The sequence below is a fragment of the Pluralibacter gergoviae ATCC 33028 = NBRC 105706 genome (assembly GCF_001598855.1).
Classification (GTDB): Bacteria; Pseudomonadota; Gammaproteobacteria; order Enterobacterales; family Enterobacteriaceae; genus Pluralibacter; species Pluralibacter gergoviae.
The window spans coordinates 177,311-195,249 of sequence record NZ_BCZS01000002.1 but is presented as its reverse complement, the minus strand read 5'-3'; the positions used below and the strand labels follow the sequence as shown (position 1 = coordinate 195,249).

The 17,939-nt window shown below is 49.9% G+C and carries 13 protein-coding genes; 10 read left to right on the top strand and 3 right to left on the bottom strand.

Annotation, left to right across the window (positions count from 1 at the left end):
* Nucleotides 1–32: 32 nt before the first annotated feature.
* The 3 genes from ENGE1_RS03370 to ENGE1_RS03360 are packed head-to-tail and all read right to left on the bottom strand — an operon-like array spanning nt 33 to nt 5,969.
* Nucleotides 33–2,684, bottom strand: a complete 2,652-nt coding sequence (locus ENGE1_RS03370) for a DEAD/DEAH box helicase (protein ID WP_048255215.1) — start codon at nt 2,682–2,684, stop codon at nt 33–35.
* The gene (locus tag ENGE1_RS03365) at nt 2,674–4,584 is read right to left on the bottom strand and encodes a phospholipase D-like domain-containing protein (RefSeq protein WP_048255213.1); all 1,911 of its coding nucleotides are present in this window, start codon (nt 4,582–4,584) and stop codon (nt 2,674–2,676) included. The genes ENGE1_RS03370 and ENGE1_RS03365 overlap by 11 nt, the downstream gene beginning before the upstream one ends.
* The gene (locus ENGE1_RS03360) at nt 4,581–5,969 is read right to left on the bottom strand and encodes a hypothetical protein (RefSeq protein WP_064360553.1); all 1,389 of its coding nucleotides are present in this window, start codon (nt 5,967–5,969) and stop codon (nt 4,581–4,583) included. The genes ENGE1_RS03365 and ENGE1_RS03360 overlap by 4 nt, the downstream gene beginning before the upstream one ends.
* 203 nt (nt 5,970–6,172) lie before the next feature.
* Here ENGE1_RS03360 and ENGE1_RS03355 point away from each other — a divergent pair, with 203 nt between their 5' ends.
* The 10 genes from ENGE1_RS03355 to ENGE1_RS26670 all read left to right on the top strand — a co-directional run bounded on the left by ENGE1_RS03355 (nt 6,173) and on the right by ENGE1_RS26670 (nt 17,582).
* Nucleotides 6,173–6,745, top strand: coding sequence for a nucleotidyltransferase family protein (locus ENGE1_RS03355; protein ID WP_048255212.1), 573 nt, complete (start codon nt 6,173–6,175; stop codon nt 6,743–6,745).
* A 169-nt stretch (nt 6,746–6,914) separates the two neighbouring features.
* Complete coding sequence (locus ENGE1_RS03350) at nt 6,915–7,787, top strand: NAD(P)-dependent oxidoreductase (protein ID WP_048255211.1); 873 nt, start codon at nt 6,915–6,917, stop codon at nt 7,785–7,787.
* Nucleotides 7,788–8,473: 686 nt separating this feature from the next.
* Nucleotides 8,474–10,588, top strand: coding sequence for a TonB-dependent receptor (locus ENGE1_RS03345; RefSeq protein ID WP_048255209.1), 2,115 nt, complete (start codon nt 8,474–8,476; stop codon nt 10,586–10,588).
* Between the two features lie 24 nt (nt 10,589–10,612).
* Complete coding sequence (locus tag ENGE1_RS03340) at nt 10,613–10,954, top strand: cupin domain-containing protein (RefSeq protein ID WP_048255208.1); 342 nt, start codon at nt 10,613–10,615, stop codon at nt 10,952–10,954.
* A 110-nt stretch (nt 10,955–11,064) separates the two neighbouring features.
* Entirely contained in the window at nt 11,065–11,328 is a 264-nt protein-coding gene (locus ENGE1_RS03335) for an AMP-binding protein (RefSeq protein WP_048255205.1), read from the top strand.
* 153 nt (nt 11,329–11,481) lie between these two features.
* Nucleotides 11,482–12,569, top strand: a protein-coding gene (locus tag ENGE1_RS03325) for an IS3 family transposase (protein ID WP_119218195.1) whose coding sequence is annotated in 2 segments (ribosomal slippage) — nt 11,482–11,734 and nt 11,734–12,569 — 1,089 coding nt in all. Because the reading frame shifts where the segments join, the coding sequence is not laid out codon by codon here.
* A gap of 324 nt (nt 12,570–12,893) precedes the next feature.
* Nucleotides 12,894–14,723, top strand: coding sequence for an AAA family ATPase (locus ENGE1_RS03320; RefSeq protein ID WP_162268878.1), 1,830 nt, complete (start codon nt 12,894–12,896; stop codon nt 14,721–14,723).
* Nucleotides 14,716–15,834 carry a hypothetical protein gene (locus ENGE1_RS03315; RefSeq protein WP_048255202.1) on the top strand — a complete coding sequence of 373 codons (1,119 nt, stop codon included), beginning with the start codon at nt 14,716–14,718 and terminating at the stop codon, nt 15,832–15,834. Before ENGE1_RS03320 ends, ENGE1_RS03315 begins: the two co-directional genes overlap by 8 nt.
* Nucleotides 15,835–16,244: 410 nt before the next feature.
* Nucleotides 16,245–17,407, top strand: a protein-coding gene (locus ENGE1_RS03305; protein ID WP_371320894.1) for an IS3 family transposase whose coding sequence is annotated in 2 segments (ribosomal slippage) — nt 16,245–16,503 and nt 16,503–17,407 — 1,164 coding nt in all. Because the reading frame shifts where the segments join, the coding sequence is not laid out codon by codon here.
* A gap of 31 nt (nt 17,408–17,438) precedes the next feature.
* Nucleotides 17,439–17,582, top strand: coding sequence for an integrase core domain-containing protein (locus ENGE1_RS26670; protein WP_073971302.1), 144 nt, complete (start codon nt 17,439–17,441; stop codon nt 17,580–17,582).
* The last annotated feature ends 357 nt before the right edge of the window (nt 17,583–17,939 follow it).

Sequence of the window (17,939 nt, the reverse complement as noted above, 5' to 3'; positions counted from 1 at the left end):
GCTAGCCCTATTCCCGTGTAGTCTAAACAAAGCTACTTTTGAGCCCACTTCGCCGGGTAGGGATCTTCGACTTCCCGATCCCGAACGGGTTGCCGTAGCCACTGCCGCCAGCCTGAGGTACTCTCCTGAGTATCGATTTCGCGATTGAAACGTTGGGTTTCACAGTTATCCAGCTTCTCCTCCACGGCGTACTTATGCCGGATAAATGAAGCCAGCTGATCCTGATCGAATGAGCCTGCAAGATAGGGATAATTAATCACCAGCTCGGCATTGCTGCTCTCTTCGAGCAGCCTGTTTACGCAGCCGAAGAGACGGTCGACGCGGCCATTACGCTGCTCATTATCACCAGGCGTCCAGGCAATGCCGTAGTGATGGACTTTATGACACTGCAGATGCAGGTTTACGCCTTCCTGCATTACCGAAGTTGCCACCAGCACATCCGGGAAGAATGGCGAGTTAAATCCGCGTATAAGCCGTTCGCGATTATGAGACTCCCCGCTGGCGTACCATGCCGGACTGTTCAGGCTGCTGAGCTCGCGCCAGGCATATAGGCTATTATCTAGCCGTTGCCCGACAATCTTCTCGCACAGCGTTTCAAAGGTCTCGATAGCTGCCGAGAAGTAGCGCAGCATCAGCGAATGCTTAAGCTTCGGCGTAACCCACGCGATAAAATGCAAATACCGCTGTTGGGCATCGCCGCGCTGGGGTTCACGATTAAATTCTGTGAACCAGCAGTAAAGCTCGACCATCACCGGGCTGGCGAACAGATAGCCGATGCGCAGATAGTTAGCAAAGTTCTCGATTATTGCCATGCCGTTCGACTGCGCTTTCCATGCTTTTATCTGCTGCTGATGCCGCTCAGGAAGTAAATCGAACATAATTCCCCAGGCCGTTGGCATAGGGTGGGCATAGTTTGCAACATTCTCCCCCAGCCTTTCCTGACGAGTATCTCTCGCGGCATCACTATAGCTATCGCGCATCCGATCGCCGGACTCCCTGCGATAATATTGCGTATAGGCCCCCACAAAACCATCGCAAGCCGGCTCCAGAAACAGCGACAGCAGACTTTCAGGGCGACGAAAACGCAGGCTGACGTTGCTGCAGTCCGTGCGCCGCAGCGGGCCGCTCTTTTGGGTCACAAACAGGGCCGCAATCCTGCTGGAAAGCTTGGCTTCGTTTTCTTCGTCGTCATCGTCCGGCAGGCTCTCTTCGGCAGGCTCATCCGGCTCGTGAGAGTGGATAGCCTTTATCGATATCAGGTTTTCATACTCATCCCTGGACCAGCGCGTACTACGCCATTTCTCTAACGCCTCCGGCGGCAGTTGCCAAAGCCGGATTAAGCGCTCGGCCATCATTTCATCATAGCGAGCATTTATGCGCTGCGTTATCTCGCGCACTGACGGGATGCGACGGACAAAGACCAGGTGCTTGCGGTCATAAAGCGCCCCAGACATGAAGGGATCGCCGGACATGCACGTGTTGACCAGAACATCATATTTCGGATGGTCCGGAAAACGGTGATAAACGTTATGAAACTGCCGGGTTAATTCGGTTAATAACTCCGAATCTGCCGCATGGTTAAAATCACTGTTTGCATCTGCGTTATCATGTATGTCCTGAATTTTCTCAATATTACCAATGGATTCAAAACCCTCCAGGTATCCATACATCATTCGCTTGTCGCCGGTGCCCTTATTATTTTCATCCAGTTCTTTAACCAGACTTTTTTGATACAGGGCAAAAAACAATTCTGCATCAATATTGCCGGTAAAGCTGGCGCCTGTAGCCTGCTCCCGGCGATACGCATATTTACTGTAATGCTGGTTATCGCTTCCTGACATCTTACGCAATCGACGGATGGCGAAGTTTTCCATCAAAGAACGCACGTCATCTTCGTCATAGGTCTGCTTGATATCGATAAAGTAACTTAATATATCGTATACATTACGGGCGGCAGAGTGATTTGGCGTGGCAGTAAGCAGAAGCGCATTGCTGGACAGGCGATCATGCCCTTCGCCAAAAAAAGTCTGCGCGGCGGCGGCTCGCTGGCTGCCCTCACGATTGCGGAAATAGTGGGCTTCGTCGATGATGATTAAATCAAAACCTACGCCGTCGAGAGCCGCTTTTATTTTTTTTCGATATACCTCTCCATTCATCTCAGCAATGGAGATTACATCGCCCTCTTTTTGCCCCTTAGGCACTAGCCCACTCAACGAATAGATCGTGGTCAAAAAGAAATGGTGAGACTTCTCTCCAACGGCAGCGCTTAACTCCGCCAACCGACCGTGAAACTGCGGTGCATATTTTTCCTTTCCTTCCTGAGACGTAAAAGGGTTCTCTTTCATCCTGAGATGCTTATGGACAAAGGTAGAGAACTCGGTCTGCCAGTTGTTGCACAACGTCGCGTTAGGTGCCATGACCAAAATGCGCGCATCGGGCTTTAACTGCCACATCAGCAGCATCACCGCGATTGCCTGGTAGGTTTTCCCCATCCCGACTTCATCGGCAAGCAAGGCTACCCGCTTCTGAGTAAGTAAGTTCCACAGGCCAGCCACGCCTTCCGCCTGCTTAGCCGCCATGCTGGTACTGCCGGCCTCGTAGCGCCACGCGGTATTTGCAGCATCAAAGTTCATTTTTTTCGCGACACAATGCGGCGTTATTAGCTTAGGGAGTTTAGTGGTCATAGCTGCACTCCTTGCGGATGATATTCAGATAACGATGGGTCCCTTTTTTCCCTTTTAGAGGCGGAGGAGCCACGTACAGAGAGCGCCACTGATGCACGGTAATATCTGCAGCGTCCGCTGTATTTGACCGCTTAATCTGATCAAATCGCACCTTTGCCCGATCCGCCATGCTATTGACCTCTTGCGCCAGAAACCAGCCAAATACCGAGCCGGGCTGCTGCTCAAGCAGGGCACGGACCATCTCAGCCAGCTCCAGCAGGCAGCCGGGATCGCTGAAAAGGCGACGATGCAGCTGCTTACTCTCTTTTATGGTCGACAGCCCATTTCCGCGCAGCCGCATTGCCTGAAACAGCCGAAAGTAGCTGGTGCTTTCCGGGCTTGCGGATGCGACCTCTTCCAGTGATTCGCTCAGCAGTTCATCCTGTCCCGCCGCGCTGCGGAGCATCAGATTATCGCTTTGTTCAGGTTCAGAGGCGTTCATATAGCTGTCGAGAATATCGTCCAGGGATTTAAAGCGCAGGGCGCGGCGGTATTCTGCACCTGTTTCAACAATAGTCCCGGTCCAGTCGGCTTCACCGGCTTTACGCAGCGTGTAGAAAGGGCTGTCCAGCAGCGCGGCGCTTTGCTCAACGTTTATTTTTAAGGGGGATTTCAGCACACCGTCAGCAACGTTCCAGGAAAGCCTGACCGGCTTTTTGACCCCGGGAAGAATCAGCAGATGACCCTCCTGTGGCTTACCGAGGAACCACTCTCCTGACAGCCTGTACTCGCAGCGCTGCCAGTCAAAAACGACCGTCAAGTCGAAAGGTGGCAGACTGCCGGGTACCAGTGCTTCCTCCTCCAGCAACTCTTCGCAGGCAAAGTCGCCTTCACTCACGGCCCAAGGCGCTGAGCACAGCTTCGTCCCTTTGCTGACGGGGTGCACGATCCCGGCTTCAACATTTCTGCCCTTTACTGGCAGGCTACTGCATCCCGGGCCGGTAAAATTCCAGGAACCAATCGCCAGGTGACGGCCCGCACTACTCTCTGCCAGCCACAGCTTGGCGTGTGTCATCATGATTCGCGGATCGCGCTCGGCGGGAGGCCTGAATAACGTCAATCGCTGCGAGGCAATGAGCGTCTGTAGCTCCTCTCCCCAGCGGGTGCGAATAAATTGTCCGGCGGCGAGATCGGGCACGAGCTCAACGCGCAGCTCAGGGCCCGCCAGCTTCGATATCAGCACAGGCAAGCTGTCGGCAAGGTAGGGGGACCAGACGCTGAGTTTTGTCAGCTCTCCTCCCGCCGCTAGCGCATCTAATAATGTGTGCTGATTGAGACTGTGAATGAACGACCAGTCAGGATCGTCACCATAAAATTTGCGTCGCACCGGGAAAAAGTCCCCGTAGCTAAGCTCCTCATCAAGAAGCCCCATAAAAAACTGTTTTATCTGCTGATACTGCGCATTGCTGGAAACCGTCCGAAAGTCTACGGCCTCCTGATTCCTTCCCCAGCCGCTGAGCGTAAGGTTCGCGCTCCCGGCGCCGAGAACAATTTTTTTACTATTATCTTCAAGATAAAACACTTTTGGGTGAAACAGGCTGCGTTCACCGTCCAGGTATAGTGCTTCATCAACAGCAAGCTTGCGCACCGACACCGGATAGATCCCTATAGAGGTTCTTTTGGGCTTCACAATGTCGATCATTCGCGGATCGCAATAGATTCGGAAATCAATACCACTGTCACTTAATGCCCTCTGCAGCCCTTCATAGTCCATCCGCCCCGTGGGCGGGTCCATATCCAAAACGGCGGGAAGGATACGGCTTTCAACAAAGGCAATATCGAGGTTAAAGGTGGTGAGCCAGACGCGCTTCAGCGGCCCCATTTGCGCTATCTGCTTCTTAAACATATCCAGAAGCTTCATGTCTTATCTCCCCATAATCCATCCAGTAAATTACGGAATTGCGGGATGTAATAATGATTTACCCAATCGCCACTCTTGCGCTCGCGATCGATAATGGCGGGAGATGTCTGCAGCGTGAGGGTATCGCCATCAAGTCCAAGCCAGGGAAACTGTCCGCGAATCTCCATCAGCTCATTGTGATAGTTCAGCAGCCCGCGCACCTGTTCCTCCAGTGAGGGGCGGCTGGCAAGCTCAAGGAGTTGCCTGAAGCGTTTGCCGGGGGTACCGGAAAGCGATGCGACAAGGTCAGCGTTTTGTGCCAGCTTTGCCGACAGTTCAGGTAAACTCTGCTCCGTCAGTCCATGTTCCTTCCAGAATTGTGCAAAGTCGGCGAGGGTCTGCTGGCTCTGCCGCCTGAGCCCTGCGAACATCAGGTCGGCTAAAGAGAGAAATGGTTCAGCCTCAATGATATAGTCCAGCGTTCGGCGCTCGCCATCATCCATCTCCGCCATGAGATCGGAATTCTTCCTGGCCTCATGAAAAACCCCCGATACCGGTAAGGGAGATTGCTCCGGGTATTCTCGTTCACGCTTCAGTACCTGATAAATAGCTCCCGCACCATTCTTATTAAGCCCGGTTCTGCCAAGCCAGAAGGCCTGCGAGTAGTTACCTACATATTTAGGATTGAGAAATGCGCTGACGAAGGCAGATTTAAGGACATCAGGAATAGCGCTGAAAAAGGGTGTAAGAGCATCCTTACTCACTTCGGCCATCAGCGGCTTAAGGTAGGCCAGTGCCGTAGTACGTAGTTCGCGTAACGCGTGGACCTGTTGAATAAAGGCTTCAGCAGCCTCCCATACGGGCTTATTATCCGGTAGATCATAATCGTAGGATGTGGTGAAAAACCTCATACTGATCATCGGCGACTTGTAGCGGCCGTTCGTCCCAAGCGCAAGCTGATTTGTCAGCAATTCACTTTCTTTGCTGTGGCCGAAAATAAGCTGAGGGTTATTGTCTGAGGTATGCCATTTTGCCCGGGCCTTATTAATCCCCTGCACGCCCGCGAGCGTTACTTCCCCCTGCTCCGCAGCCAGCATCGAATAAATATAAATATTCTCCAGATGGATAAGGCTTGCCGCGATAAACTCCCGGGCCTGCTTTTTGGGATAGCGTATTTTCATTGCACCCGCCGTTTGCACAGCATCATCCCGGATGATTTCGCGGATAACGCTGTGGTGCAGCAGGTTAAGCGTATATTGCCGGACGTCATTAGCAATTGAAGTGATGCGGCTGTGAAAGATAGCCTGGCCCCAGGATGACCAAATAACCAGCTGACCAAGAGGGTCGATATTCATCTCGCCGGTCAGCGATTCGTCGTATTCGGTTAAAAATCGATCAATATACATGCTACTGAATTCGTTAAAAAATAACGGTAAGGATAACATGATGTACGAAGGGAACCTTCTAATGAAGTCAATGTTCATCGGTGTATAACAGCCTTTAGGGTATCTTCGCATCGTCCGTGGACGTAAACCCCACTTTCATCACCATTAGACCTTCCCCCACAGGCGAGGAATAATGCCCTATCGCCACTGACGGAGTGTCACCCATGAATACGCCCGGTATCATCATCCTCGCCGCCGGACTCGGCGCCCGCTTCCGCCGGGCGGGCGGCGTCGGCAATAAGCTGCTGGCGCCCCTTGCCGATGGCGTCCTGCTGCTGGAGCAGACGCTGGCGCACGCGCAGGCCAGCGGGTTGCCGCCGGTTGTGGTTACCCGTCCTGAATATGCGGAGATCCTGACGCTGGCGCAGCGGCGCGGCGTGCGGACCGTCTGCCTGCCCAGCGGCGGCTCCGGCGAGAGCATTGCCGCCGGGGTGCGCGCCGCACAGGCGCGGGCGGGCTGGCTGATTGTGCCCGGCGATATGGCGTGGATCACGGCGGAAGATCACCGGCGGGTGGCGCAGGCGCTCGCCGAGGGCGCGGAGCAGGTCAGGCTACGCTGGCAGGGGTTCCCGGGGCATCCGGTGGGGTTCAGCGCCGCCTGGCGCGAGCGCCTGCTGGCCCTGCGCGGCGATAGCGGCGCCCGCGCGCTTCTCGATTCGGCGCTGCTGCGGGCGATTGACGCCCACCCCGGCGTCATCCGCGACGCCGACCTGCCGGGCCTCAGCGGCCGTTTTTAAGTTGTACGCTCTCCGTCGGGGCTCCGCGATTCGATTCTGCCCATCGCCGGGCGGCACGCGCTAACGCAAAGACGGACTTCTGAAGATTGTCCACCTACTGCTATTTACCCTCCCCCACCGTTTACTGCTACATTCTGGAATCAATCGTTTCCTGTTACGGAGTGGCATGATGAAGATAAGCTTTTTAGGTCTCGGAACGATGGGCTGGCCGATGGCGGCTAACCTGCTGGCGGCAGGCTATGACCTGCGGGCGTGGAACCGCAGCCCGGAGCCGGGGCAGCGGCTGGCGGCGCGCGGGGCACAGGTCGCTTCTTCACCCCGCGAGGCGGTGCGGGATGCGGATGTGGTTATTCTGATCCTGGCCGACGATGCGGCTACCCGCAGTACGCTGCAGGCGGCCGACGAGGCGCTGCGCCCCGGCGCTATCGTGGTCAATATGGCCACCGTCTCCGCAGAACTCTCCGCCGTGCTGGCGGCAGATTTTGCCGGGCGCGGCATCCGCTACGTGGCGGCGCCGGTGCTGGGACGGGTCGACGTGGCCGAGGCCGGAGAGCTTAACATTCTCGCCGCCGGAGAAGCCGCTGCCATTGACACGGTGCAGCCGCTGTTCGACGTGATGGGCCGCAAAACCTGGCGCTACGGCGAGCGCCCGGAGCAGGCCAGTGTGGTGAAGCTGGCGGTGAACTTTATGATTGCCAGCGCCATCGGCGCGATGGGCGAGGCCGCGGCGCTGGTGCGCGGCCACGGCGTGGATGCCGCCGACTTTCTCGGCCTGGTGACCAGCACCGGGTTCGCCTCGCCGGTGTACCAGGGCTACGGCAGCGCTATTGCCGACGAGCGCTTCACGCCCGCAGGGTTCCGACTTGAGCTGGGCCTGAAAGACGTTAATCTCGCTATCGCGGCAGCGGAGCAGGCCCGCGTGCCCCTGACGCTCGCCAGCACGGTGCGCGATGCCATTATCGAAGGGCTGGCCCACGGCGACGGCGATCTGGACTTTGCGGCGCTGGCGCGCACCAGCGCGCGCCGGGCGGGGCAGGCGTAACGGCAGTTCGCCAGCGCGCCGCTCAGCAGGCGGGGAACCGAAATCAGCGGCGATGACCAGCCCGCCGCCGACCCGGCCTGCAAGCAGCAGTCGCGCTACGTCTGCCCGGCGTATTTCATTAACTCCCCATCATCGCTCAGGTTATATCGCGCATTCAGGTGGGGAGACTGCTCAATAAGATTTTCGATGGCGCTTAGCAGCGTCACAATATCTTCCCGGGCATCCAGCCGCCAGATGACGATAGGCTTCAGGATCCGCTCAGCGCTGGATAAGCCAGACCTGCCATCATCATCAGATACCGTCCGCAGCGGCGTCCCCTATCATTTTCAACCAACTTAATCAGGCGAAAGCTAAAAGCATTCATATTCAAATGATTATGAAGATAGGTCGCTGATTGAAATATCGCGCTACGCGTTAACGATATTTAACGGGTTCACGCACACTCTGCGCGGATATAACTACCCATCGTCGTTATAAAAGGCGCACAAAATTAACGACTTCCCCCTTTTCCGCACGGCAACAAAATGCTTAACGCAGCGGCGGCTGCCTCCCGACCGGCCCTAAAAAATATTTCTTTCCAGGTATTACAGCGGTGATATATATTTACAAATGCAAATGATAATAATTATGATTATCACAAACAATAACAATTGTCACAGCAATTTAATGGTTGAAAAGGAATCGACATGACACGGTCTACTCTGCCGGGAAACCGGTTCGTCTCTTGCGGGAAAATAGCCATCAACGGCGCGCTGGTATTCACCTTATACTCATTGAACGGTCAGGCACTTGCTGCGGCAGGTGAAGAAGAGAAAAGCGCTAATCCGCAGAATCTCAATGAAATTATTGTCACCGGGGAAAAAACCGACCGGACGCTTAAGCGAACGTCCAGCTCCGTGACCGTGATCTCCGGCGAGGCGCTGAAGGCGAGGCCCGATGCGGTCACCTTCGCCGATGCGCTACAGGGCACGCCCAACGTGCTCTACACCAGCCCCACCGGCGCGCCGACCATCCGCGGTATCGACACCAACGGCCCGCTCACCGGCGGCAACACCTTCCTCTCCAAGCCGATTCCGCGCGCGACGATCAACGTCGACGGGCGCTACATCAGCGCGGCGGAGTACGGCCTCGGCGGCGGCGCCCTGTGGGACGTCAGCTCGATGGAGGTCTACCGCGGCCCGCAGACCACCTCGCAGGGGGCGAACAGCATCGCCGGCGCTATCGTGGTCAAGACTAACGACCCGACCTTTACGCCGGAATTTGACGGCCAGGTGCTGTACGGTTCCCACGCTAAAAAGCGCGCCTCGTTTGCCGCCAGCGGCCCGGTGAGCGACGACATCGCCCTGCGCCTGGCGATGGATTACAGCGGCCGCCATGATTACATCAACTACACCAACCCGAACTACTTCGACGGCGGGCTGGATAAGCGCTATGAGAACCTCAACGCCCGCGTCAAGGCGCTGTTTCAGCCGGCGGAAAGCCCGTGGTTTAAGGCTAAGCTGACGTACTCCCACGCGATGGACGAAAGTCCGGACGCCGAGTCCGCCACCCGGCCCTACCACAAGCTACAAAATGCAGGGCTGAGCACCAACCGGTCGCGCACCACCAGCGACGTGGGGATCTTCGATCTGCAGTATGATTTCGAAAACGACATTACGCTGTCGAACCAGGCCCAGTATTCCGGCTCCCGCTACCGCTACACCTTCACCAAAATGTTCCCCGGCATCGCCCGGCGCGATTCGCACAACGTCTCCAACGAGACGCGGATGAACTTCGGTACGGAAGAGTCTCTCTGGAGCGGAATGGCGGGCGTGTTTTACTCGAGAGAGACCGCCACCAACGTGCTGGATAACGCCTTAGGTAAAGCGGACGCCGATCTGACCAACGACAGCCTGGGCATTTTCTCGGAAGTGACCCGCCGGCTGGCGGAGAAGTGGCGGCTGACCGGCGGGTTACGCTATCAGTACGACAAGGTGCAGCATAAGGGCACCACCAGCTACGTGCCCGGCGAGTATCACGACTACAGCAAAGGCTTTGACGCGGTGCTGCCGAAGGCCTCGCTCAGCTACGACATCACCGACGATGTTACGGTCGGCGCCATGGTCAGCAGGGGCTACGCGCCGGGCGGGACGGGCGTTAACTTCTCCGGCCACTCTTACTATACCTTCTCCCCGGAGAAGGCCTGGAACTACGAACTGTTCTCGCGCATCAACGCCCTGGATAACCGCCTGCTGCTGACCAGCAACCTGTTTTATTCCGACTATAAGGACTTCCAGAGTTCGGTAACCGACTACACCGCGGACAGGCCTAACGGTTCGATCCTGGTCAATGCCGATAAAGCCGTGACCTACGGACTGGAAACCAGCGCCGACTATCGGGTGCTGGACAACCTGCGCCTGCGCGGCGGCGTCGGGCTACTGCACAGCGAAATCAAGAAGTTCAACGACTATCGCGGCAACGCCTTTGAGGGCAATAAGTTCGCCAAAGCGCCGGGCTACATGTTCAACCTCGGCAGCGACTGGGACATCACCGAGCAGGTTCGCCTGAGCGGCGATATGCGCTACATCAACCGCTACTACTCCAACGATCAGAACGACCGAGACCTGCGCGTCGGCTCTTATGCCATCGCCAACCTGCGCCTGGCGTACAGCCCGACCCGGAACCTTGAGCTGTTTACCTACGTCGATAACGTCTTTGACCGCCGCACCCCGGCGACCAAGGCCAATGACCGCACGGCAGGCGTAACCGGCACGATGGTCGCGCCGCGCGAACTCGGCATCGGCATGAAGGCACGCTTCTGATAATAAATAGGGAAGGAGACGAAGATGAACCCAGCCTCAGCATTCGGACTGGTCACCAACCTGGATCAGCAGTTCTCCCGCCTGGAGACGGTCTGGTCGCCAAAAGTCATCGCCGAAACCGAAGACTATAAAGTCATTATCCTGCTCGCCGAGGGCGAGTTTATCTGGCACACCCACGAGGATGAGGACAAGCTGTTTATGGTCACCGAGGGCGAGCTGTTTATTGATTTCAGAAACGGCGAGCGGGTGTCGATTAAGCAGGGCGAGTTCTTCATCGTACCGAAGGGCGAAGAGAGCAAGCCGTGGTCTGAGGTGCGCACCCGGCTGCTGCTGATCGCGCCGATTATTGCTGGTAAGGGACAGTAATCATTACCGGGGGCCGGCAAGCGAGCGGAAGGATCGGTCGGGCAGCGTCGCGGCCCTCTATCTGCCGCGCCACCGGCAATGTGATTGCGCAGACCCGGCGACGCCGGGCGATGACCGCCGCGGATCGGGAGAAAGACGCCATCAACTGGAACCGGCTGGTGGCGCGCCACGGCGTCACCATCTGGCGCTCGGTGCCCGCCATTCTGGAGATGCTGCTCGCCTGCCGGACGGCGGGGAGCCTGAGCACCCTGCGCCTGGTCGGCCAGGGCGGGGACTATATCAAGCCGGAGACGGTGCAGACGCTGCGCGCCCTGAGTCCCGCTCTCGCGCTCTATTCCCTCAGCGGCCCCACCCGGCCTTCGTCGATATGGTGATGGTGGACTACCCCGCAGCCGGAGGTGGGGAAGCCCCCCCGGCGCGCTGTACCTGACCCGCGACGGTCGGCCGCTGCCGCTCCGGTAATCCCCCCGAAAAACCGGTGTGTTCATAAGTAGAATTTTCTCGTAACCTGAACCGGGGAGATCTCTATGAAAAAATCACGCTTTACCGACAGCCAGATCATGACCATCCTCAAGCAGGCCGAGGCCGGAACGCCAGTTGCTGAGCAATGCCGCGAGCATGGTATGAGCAGTGCCAGTTTTTATAAGTGGCGTTCACACTTTGGCGGAATGGATGCCTCAATGATGGCCCGACTAAAAGAGCTGGAAGACGAAAACCGCCGTCTCAAAAAGATGTATGCCGAAGAGCGACTAAAGGCCGAAATTATTCAGGAGGCCATGGCAAAAAAGTGGTGAAGCCATCGCATCGAAAGCGGATGGCACAGGACGCGGTCAAAAACCGAAGCGTCAGCATACGTTTTGCCTGCCAGTTGTTTGCTGTCAGCGAAACTTGCTATCGCTATCAGCCTCATCTGAATGAAGAAAACACGGTTATTGCTGACTGGCTGCTCCGCATCGCTGACGGTCAGCGCAACTGGGGTTTTGGTCTGTGCTTTTTGTACCTGCTTAACGTAAAAGGCTTTAAGTTCAATCACAAAAGGGTATACCGGATATACTGCGAATTGTCTCTGAACATGCGAATTAAACCGAAGAAACGACTGAAACGGGATAAGCCCGAACCGCTGGCAGTGCCTGAAAGCCGCAATGAATGCTGGTCAATGGACTTCATGCATGAGCAGCTATCGGATGGCCGCTCAGTCCGGTTGCTAAACGTTATTGATGACTTTAATCGTGAGGCGCTGGCCATTGAGGTGGATTTTTCTCTTCCCGCAAATCGTGTTGTGAGGACTCCCGAACAACTCATTGAGTGGAAAGGTAAACCGGCAGCAATACGATGTGATAACGGGCCAGAATATACTGGCAAGGTACTGATGTCATGGGCTGCTCAGCAGGATATCACCCTGCGTTTTATTCAACCCGGTAAACCTCAGCAGAATGCTTATATTGAGCGATATAACCGGACAGTACGTTATGACTGGCTGGGACAGCACCTGTTTACATCACTGGATGAATTGCAGGACTATGCCACACGCTGGCAATGGTTTTATAATCACGAGCGTCCGAATATGGCACTGAATGGCTTCACGCCAATGCAGCATATTCAACGCATGACCTGATTCTACTTATCGCCTCCGTTAAAAATGGGAGGATTACCCACTGTCCTTACGCCTTAAATCATCATTAGTGTAGTAAGACATGTCAAAACTTATAATATGATTGCATGTTACATACAAAAATGGCTTCTTAATAAAGAGATACTAATAATAAAAATGCAATTACAATTAAAAAAACATAGAACATCGAATCCTAACTTCAGTATAATTATTGTATTATGATATTCTCTTTAGTATAATTAACATCAACAATTTAAACGATATACTTTGACTATTACACTTTAACTCCATGCTTGATAGTTTTAATGATTTATGTTGAGGGATGAAATGAGATTAATTTATTTTTATTTGGCTAATTGCTTTGATGTTGACTTTAATTTGGGAATTAATTTCTCAGAAGATAAAGAAATAAATATCACAAACACACGTGAATTGAAGATAATTGACTTGGAATATACACCATTACAAAATTTCTATGGAAATAATATCATTAATGTAAATGCTGTCGTGGGACAAAATGGTGTAGGGAAAAGCACCATTTTTAATATACTTGGTTTGAGCCACATAGACTTACATAGTTGCTACCCTAATAGTCAATGGGTAGCCGTTTATGAACATAATGATACTTATTTTTTAGAAGGTTTTAATGCCGATAAAATTATAAATATCGGGAAAGTAAATCAATCTTATATAGCCTATAGATTAGGTAGAACAGAAAATATTCTTTACCTAGATTCATTTATCCAATTTGAAAATAACATTCAAAATAAATACTGTGTTATTCACAAACCAAATTTTTCCAATAGCATAAATGGAAAAGGACGCAGGAACATTCATGATAACGATGATAGAAACTATGGTTTTAAAAGAAATTATCTGCAAACCAACATGGCAAATTTTTATGAATTTATAACTAATAATGCCAATGATTTTTGCAGTCACATAAACAAAAAAAGCATTGATATAAAGATCGAAGCATACCAGATGCGTGAAGAAAAAAAAGAGTTTAAATTTTATAATGACTTTGATAGATATTTAGACTCTAATATCATATTATTTAATCAAAACAAACCAAAAAAAATACAAGACAGCAAAAAACTTTTTGTAATAAATTTTATGGAAGAATATATCTTACACATAATCCATAATTCTTTTGATGAAAAAAACAGAGCAATCTGTCAAGAGTTAATTAACTCTAACAGATATAATAGCGATATATTAGATTATGCTAAAATAAAATCTTTCTTGTTAAAAACAATAGACAATACTATTGAACTATTAACAAAAAATGATGATGAAATAGTTTCATATTTAGATGATATAGAATGGACCGTAGTTATAAATTTTTTAGAAAACAATGACAAATTATTTTTTACGAAAGAAGGAAACGGACTAAAAGAAAACGTAACATGTTCCATAAATCTTAATAATTATGATGACAAGGTACATTCTTTTATTACTGAAATTGGCGCTGGAAACAACCCAATTACTCTCAAGTTGCCTAAAATGAGCACAGGGGAGTTTGATATAAATAGCAAGATCGCTGGTATTAATAAAGCGATTAAACTAACCATAGAGAACAACCCAGAGATTCATGGTTTTATTATTATATTAGATGAGTATGATGAACACCTTCATCCAGAGTGGTCAAGATTATTTTTAGATTACCTACTACAATACTTGAACAAAGGTTACAATAATTATTCCTTCCAGATACTTTTATCAACACATTCACCATATGTCATCAGCGATCTGTTAAAAGAAAATGTTATAAAAATAGAATACATCCCCTCTGAAGGTAAATATTATAGTAGTAAAGCAAACCGTAGTTTTGCAAGCAATATATATGATATAATAAATGATTCATTCTTTTTATCACAACCAATTGGTGAGTTTGCTGTACGAAAATTAAATGAATTATTGACTCAAGTAGATAATGTAAACATGAATACCACTTCAAAAACTTATACTAGCCTACGTAATATAATACATTCCATTGATGATGAGTATATTAGACGAACATTGATTAATCAACTTAACGCCAATTATAATTATGATAAAAAAATGCAATTAGTTAAATTAGATGATGAAATAAACACTTTAATCAAAAAGAAAGAAAAAATCCTTAATAAAATGAATGAAAAGAAACATGATTAAATTTTCTAAAGAGCAATTTTTTAATAATGAATTTATTGTTTCACATCAACGAAAAGTTAAATCATTCATCCTGAACAAAAAATTAGGAATTGATTTTTTTAATCACTCATTTTCATTTAATGAGGTGTGCTCGGATGAACTTTTAAACTCCATCTCTTTTGATCCATTTGTTCAAAAAGGATTAATTAAGAAAAATGATGAATTTCTAAAAGACTACTACGAGATCTCAAGATTTTTATTACATGGCAATGATTATCTAAAAATAATAAAAATTCAACATAAGGTTCTAAGTGGCTCTCTGTATAAAAAAGCATTAGCTGATGAACGGATTTATATTATAGATAAATTCAGGCATAATAATATCCTAAAAAAATTTGGCATTAATAACTCAGATATTGTAAAAAACGAAAAGAACTATTTGGACTTTCATAAGAAAATAATTACCGCATTTAAAAAAAACAACAAAAGCATTGCTGCCATTTTTAACTACAATGAGTTTTTGATGTCAGTAAAAAATATAAGAAACGATATACTTAATAATATTAAAATAACTATTTGCCCTTACTGTAATAGACAATATATTGATACATACTCCTATAATGGTGAGGTAAAATCTTTAGCTCAAATTGATCATCAATTCCCAAAATTAATCTTTCCTTTATATTCACTGACCTTGTTAAACTTTATACCATCTTGTTCATATTGCAATTGCATAATAAAAAAAGACAAACTGTTCCCTTGGGCAAACATATACTCTAATAGATTAATAGATGAGAAATATTTCCATGTGATTTATAATAACGTAAAAGGACTATATGGAGACATGGATGGATTTGACTTAAAAGTAATCCCCAAGGATAAAGATGATATTAATAACTCATATTTCTTTAGACATCGGGAGATATATGAGAATCATAAATCAGACGTAGCTAACCTTCTCAAAAAACGTTTAATTTTCACCGATGGATATAGAAAATCCATAGAAAAAATCCTATCGACAAAAATGACAGAAGACGAATTTAGGCATTTCATATTTGGGGTAACAGGAAACGAACAAGATTATTCTACGATACCTTTATCGAAATTAAAGAATGATATTCTTAAAAGTTGACATACTTTAATTGTCCAATCCAGTAATTTTTGGTAGTTGTTAGAATCACAACTACCAAACTTTATCCATAGAAGATACGAACGTTTGCCGGCTATAAAATCCAATAGCCCTAATGCAGTAAACAGTAGATAAAACTTGACTATTACTAGTATCTTCCATATTAAAAATAGTGAGTTAGCATTCACAGCACCGACTAAAATCTTTTATTAGACACAAATATTTCTTCACTGTGCCACCCCAGCATCTCATCTACCCTGCCCTGAATACGCTTCAGGAAAATACTGCCATGCGACATAGTTCATTATTTCTGTTACTAACTTTTCCCATAGGGTCTCTGGCCTATGCTGATCCTACCCGCCAATAGTGGACACGCAACTAAGTGAGTAAACTCTCAGACAGAGGTGACTCACATGACTAAATCAGCAACCGTAACTAAGAAGCCACGAAAACAGTATTCTCCTGAATACCGCAGCGAAGCCCTGAAGCTTGCTGAGCGAATCGGCGTGGCCGCCGCTGCCCGCGAACTCTCCCTTTATGAGTCTCAGCTTTATGCATGGCGCAGCAAAATTCAGCAGCAGAAAACGTCCTCCGAACGAGAGAATGAGCTGGCTGCCGAAAATGCCCGCCTGAAGCGCCAGCTGGCGGAGCAGGCCGAGGAGCTGGCTATTCTCCAAAAGGCAGCGACATACTTCGCGAAGCGCCTGAAATGAAGTATGTCTTCATCGAAAAACATCGGGCAGAGTTCAGTATCAAAGCGATGTGTCGGGTGCTGCGCGTGTCCCGCAGCGGCTGTTATGCTCGCCGTAACCGTCGCGTGCAGCCGGGTACGCGTCAACAATTTCGCCAGCAGTGTGACAGGGTGGTCAGCCAGGCTTTTCATCAGGCAAAACAGCGCTACGGCGCACCGCGCATTACTGATGAGCTCCGCGAACAGGGGCTCAGGTACAACATTAAGACGGTGGCGACCAGCCTGAAACGGCAGGGGCTGAGGGCCAGAGCCGCCCGGAAATTCAATCCGGTCAGCTATAAGGCACATAATCTGCCGGTATTCGATAACCTGCTGAAGCAGGATTTCACCGCCTGCGCACCAAATCAGAAGTGGGTGCAGGACATCACCTATATACGTACCGACGAGGGCTGGCTGTATCTTGCCGTGGTGATTGACCTGTGGTCCCGTGCGGTCATTGGCTGGTCAATGTCATCCCGGATGACAGCAGAGCTGGTGTGCGATGCCCTGCAGATGGCGCTTTGGCGGCGTAAGCGGCCAATGAATGTTATTGCTCACAGCGATCGCGGCGGCCAATACTGCTCAGCAGATTATCATACCCTACTGATGCAGCACGGCCTTCGTGGCAGCATGAGTGCCAAAGGCTGCTGCTATGACAATGCCTGTGCGGAAAGTTTTTTCCACTCGCTGGAGGTGGAATGTATCCACGGTGAGTGTCTAATCAGTCGTGATGATATGCGTACCGTGGTATTTAATTACATTGAGTGCGATTACAATCGTTGGCGTCGTCACAGTGCGTGTGGCGGTCTCAGCCCGGAGCAATTTGAAAAAAAGAACCTCGCTTAGAAGCGTGTCCACATTATGAGGGGAGGATCACATGTTCCTGGAGGACGCACGGTGCAAAATCGAGGACTGGCGCATACACTATAACCAGAGACGTCCTCATTCTACGCTGGGATGGATAACCCCGTCCGAATTTGCAGAAAAATCTGTCGGTTGCCAGAATATGCAACCAACATGAAGCCGGTTATTCCTGATTATGCTTGGAGCATATTCGGGGTCAGGGTCACAAGAAGACATTACTAACATCGCGGTGTGTTAATCAACGGGAGCAGGTTAACAGCATGGATTTGCACAACAAATCTCCGTAGCTAGCTGCGTAGCCTATAAAAGACTTAAATCTTTGGATGAGGATAAATAGATTTTTAGAATTCCTCTTTAGAGGATATTTTATAATAACAAACTTGACAATAGAAGTTATTTTTTTAAAATAGAGAATTATAGAGCCTAACTAACAATAAAAGTCGTTTATTATTTATATCTAATGACATATAGTTTATATTTTCTACAATTCTGTTACTCAGGAAAAGAACTGAAC

Coding starts and splice junctions, on each gene's coding strand:
- ENGE1_RS03340 (WP_048255208.1), top strand. CDS start 10,613: ATGAACCCAGCCTCAGCATTCGGACTGGTCACCAACCTGGATCAGCAG.
- ENGE1_RS03335 (WP_048255205.1), top strand. CDS start 11,065: ATGACCGCCGCGGATCGGGAGAAAGACGCCATCAACTGGAACCGGCTG.
- ENGE1_RS03365 (WP_048255213.1), bottom strand. CDS start 4,584: ATGAAGCTTCTGGATATGTTTAAGAAGCAGATAGCGCAAATGGGGCCG.
- ENGE1_RS03320 (WP_162268878.1), top strand. CDS start 12,894: ATGAGATTAATTTATTTTTATTTGGCTAATTGCTTTGATGTTGACTTT.
- ENGE1_RS03370 (WP_048255215.1), bottom strand. CDS start 2,684: ATGACCACTAAACTCCCTAAGCTAATAACGCCGCATTGTGTCGCGAAA.
- ENGE1_RS26670 (WP_073971302.1), top strand. CDS start 17,439: ATGTTCCTGGAGGACGCACGGTGCAAAATCGAGGACTGGCGCATACAC.
- ENGE1_RS03315 (WP_048255202.1), top strand. CDS start 14,716: ATGATTAAATTTTCTAAAGAGCAATTTTTTAATAATGAATTTATTGTT.
- ENGE1_RS03345 (WP_048255209.1), top strand. CDS start 8,474: ATGACACGGTCTACTCTGCCGGGAAACCGGTTCGTCTCTTGCGGGAAA.
- ENGE1_RS03350 (WP_048255211.1), top strand. CDS start 6,915: ATGAAGATAAGCTTTTTAGGTCTCGGAACGATGGGCTGGCCGATGGCG.
- ENGE1_RS03355 (WP_048255212.1), top strand. CDS start 6,173: ATGAATACGCCCGGTATCATCATCCTCGCCGCCGGACTCGGCGCCCGC.
- ENGE1_RS03360 (WP_064360553.1), bottom strand. CDS start 5,969: ATGTATATTGATCGATTTTTAACCGAATACGACGAATCGCTGACCGGC.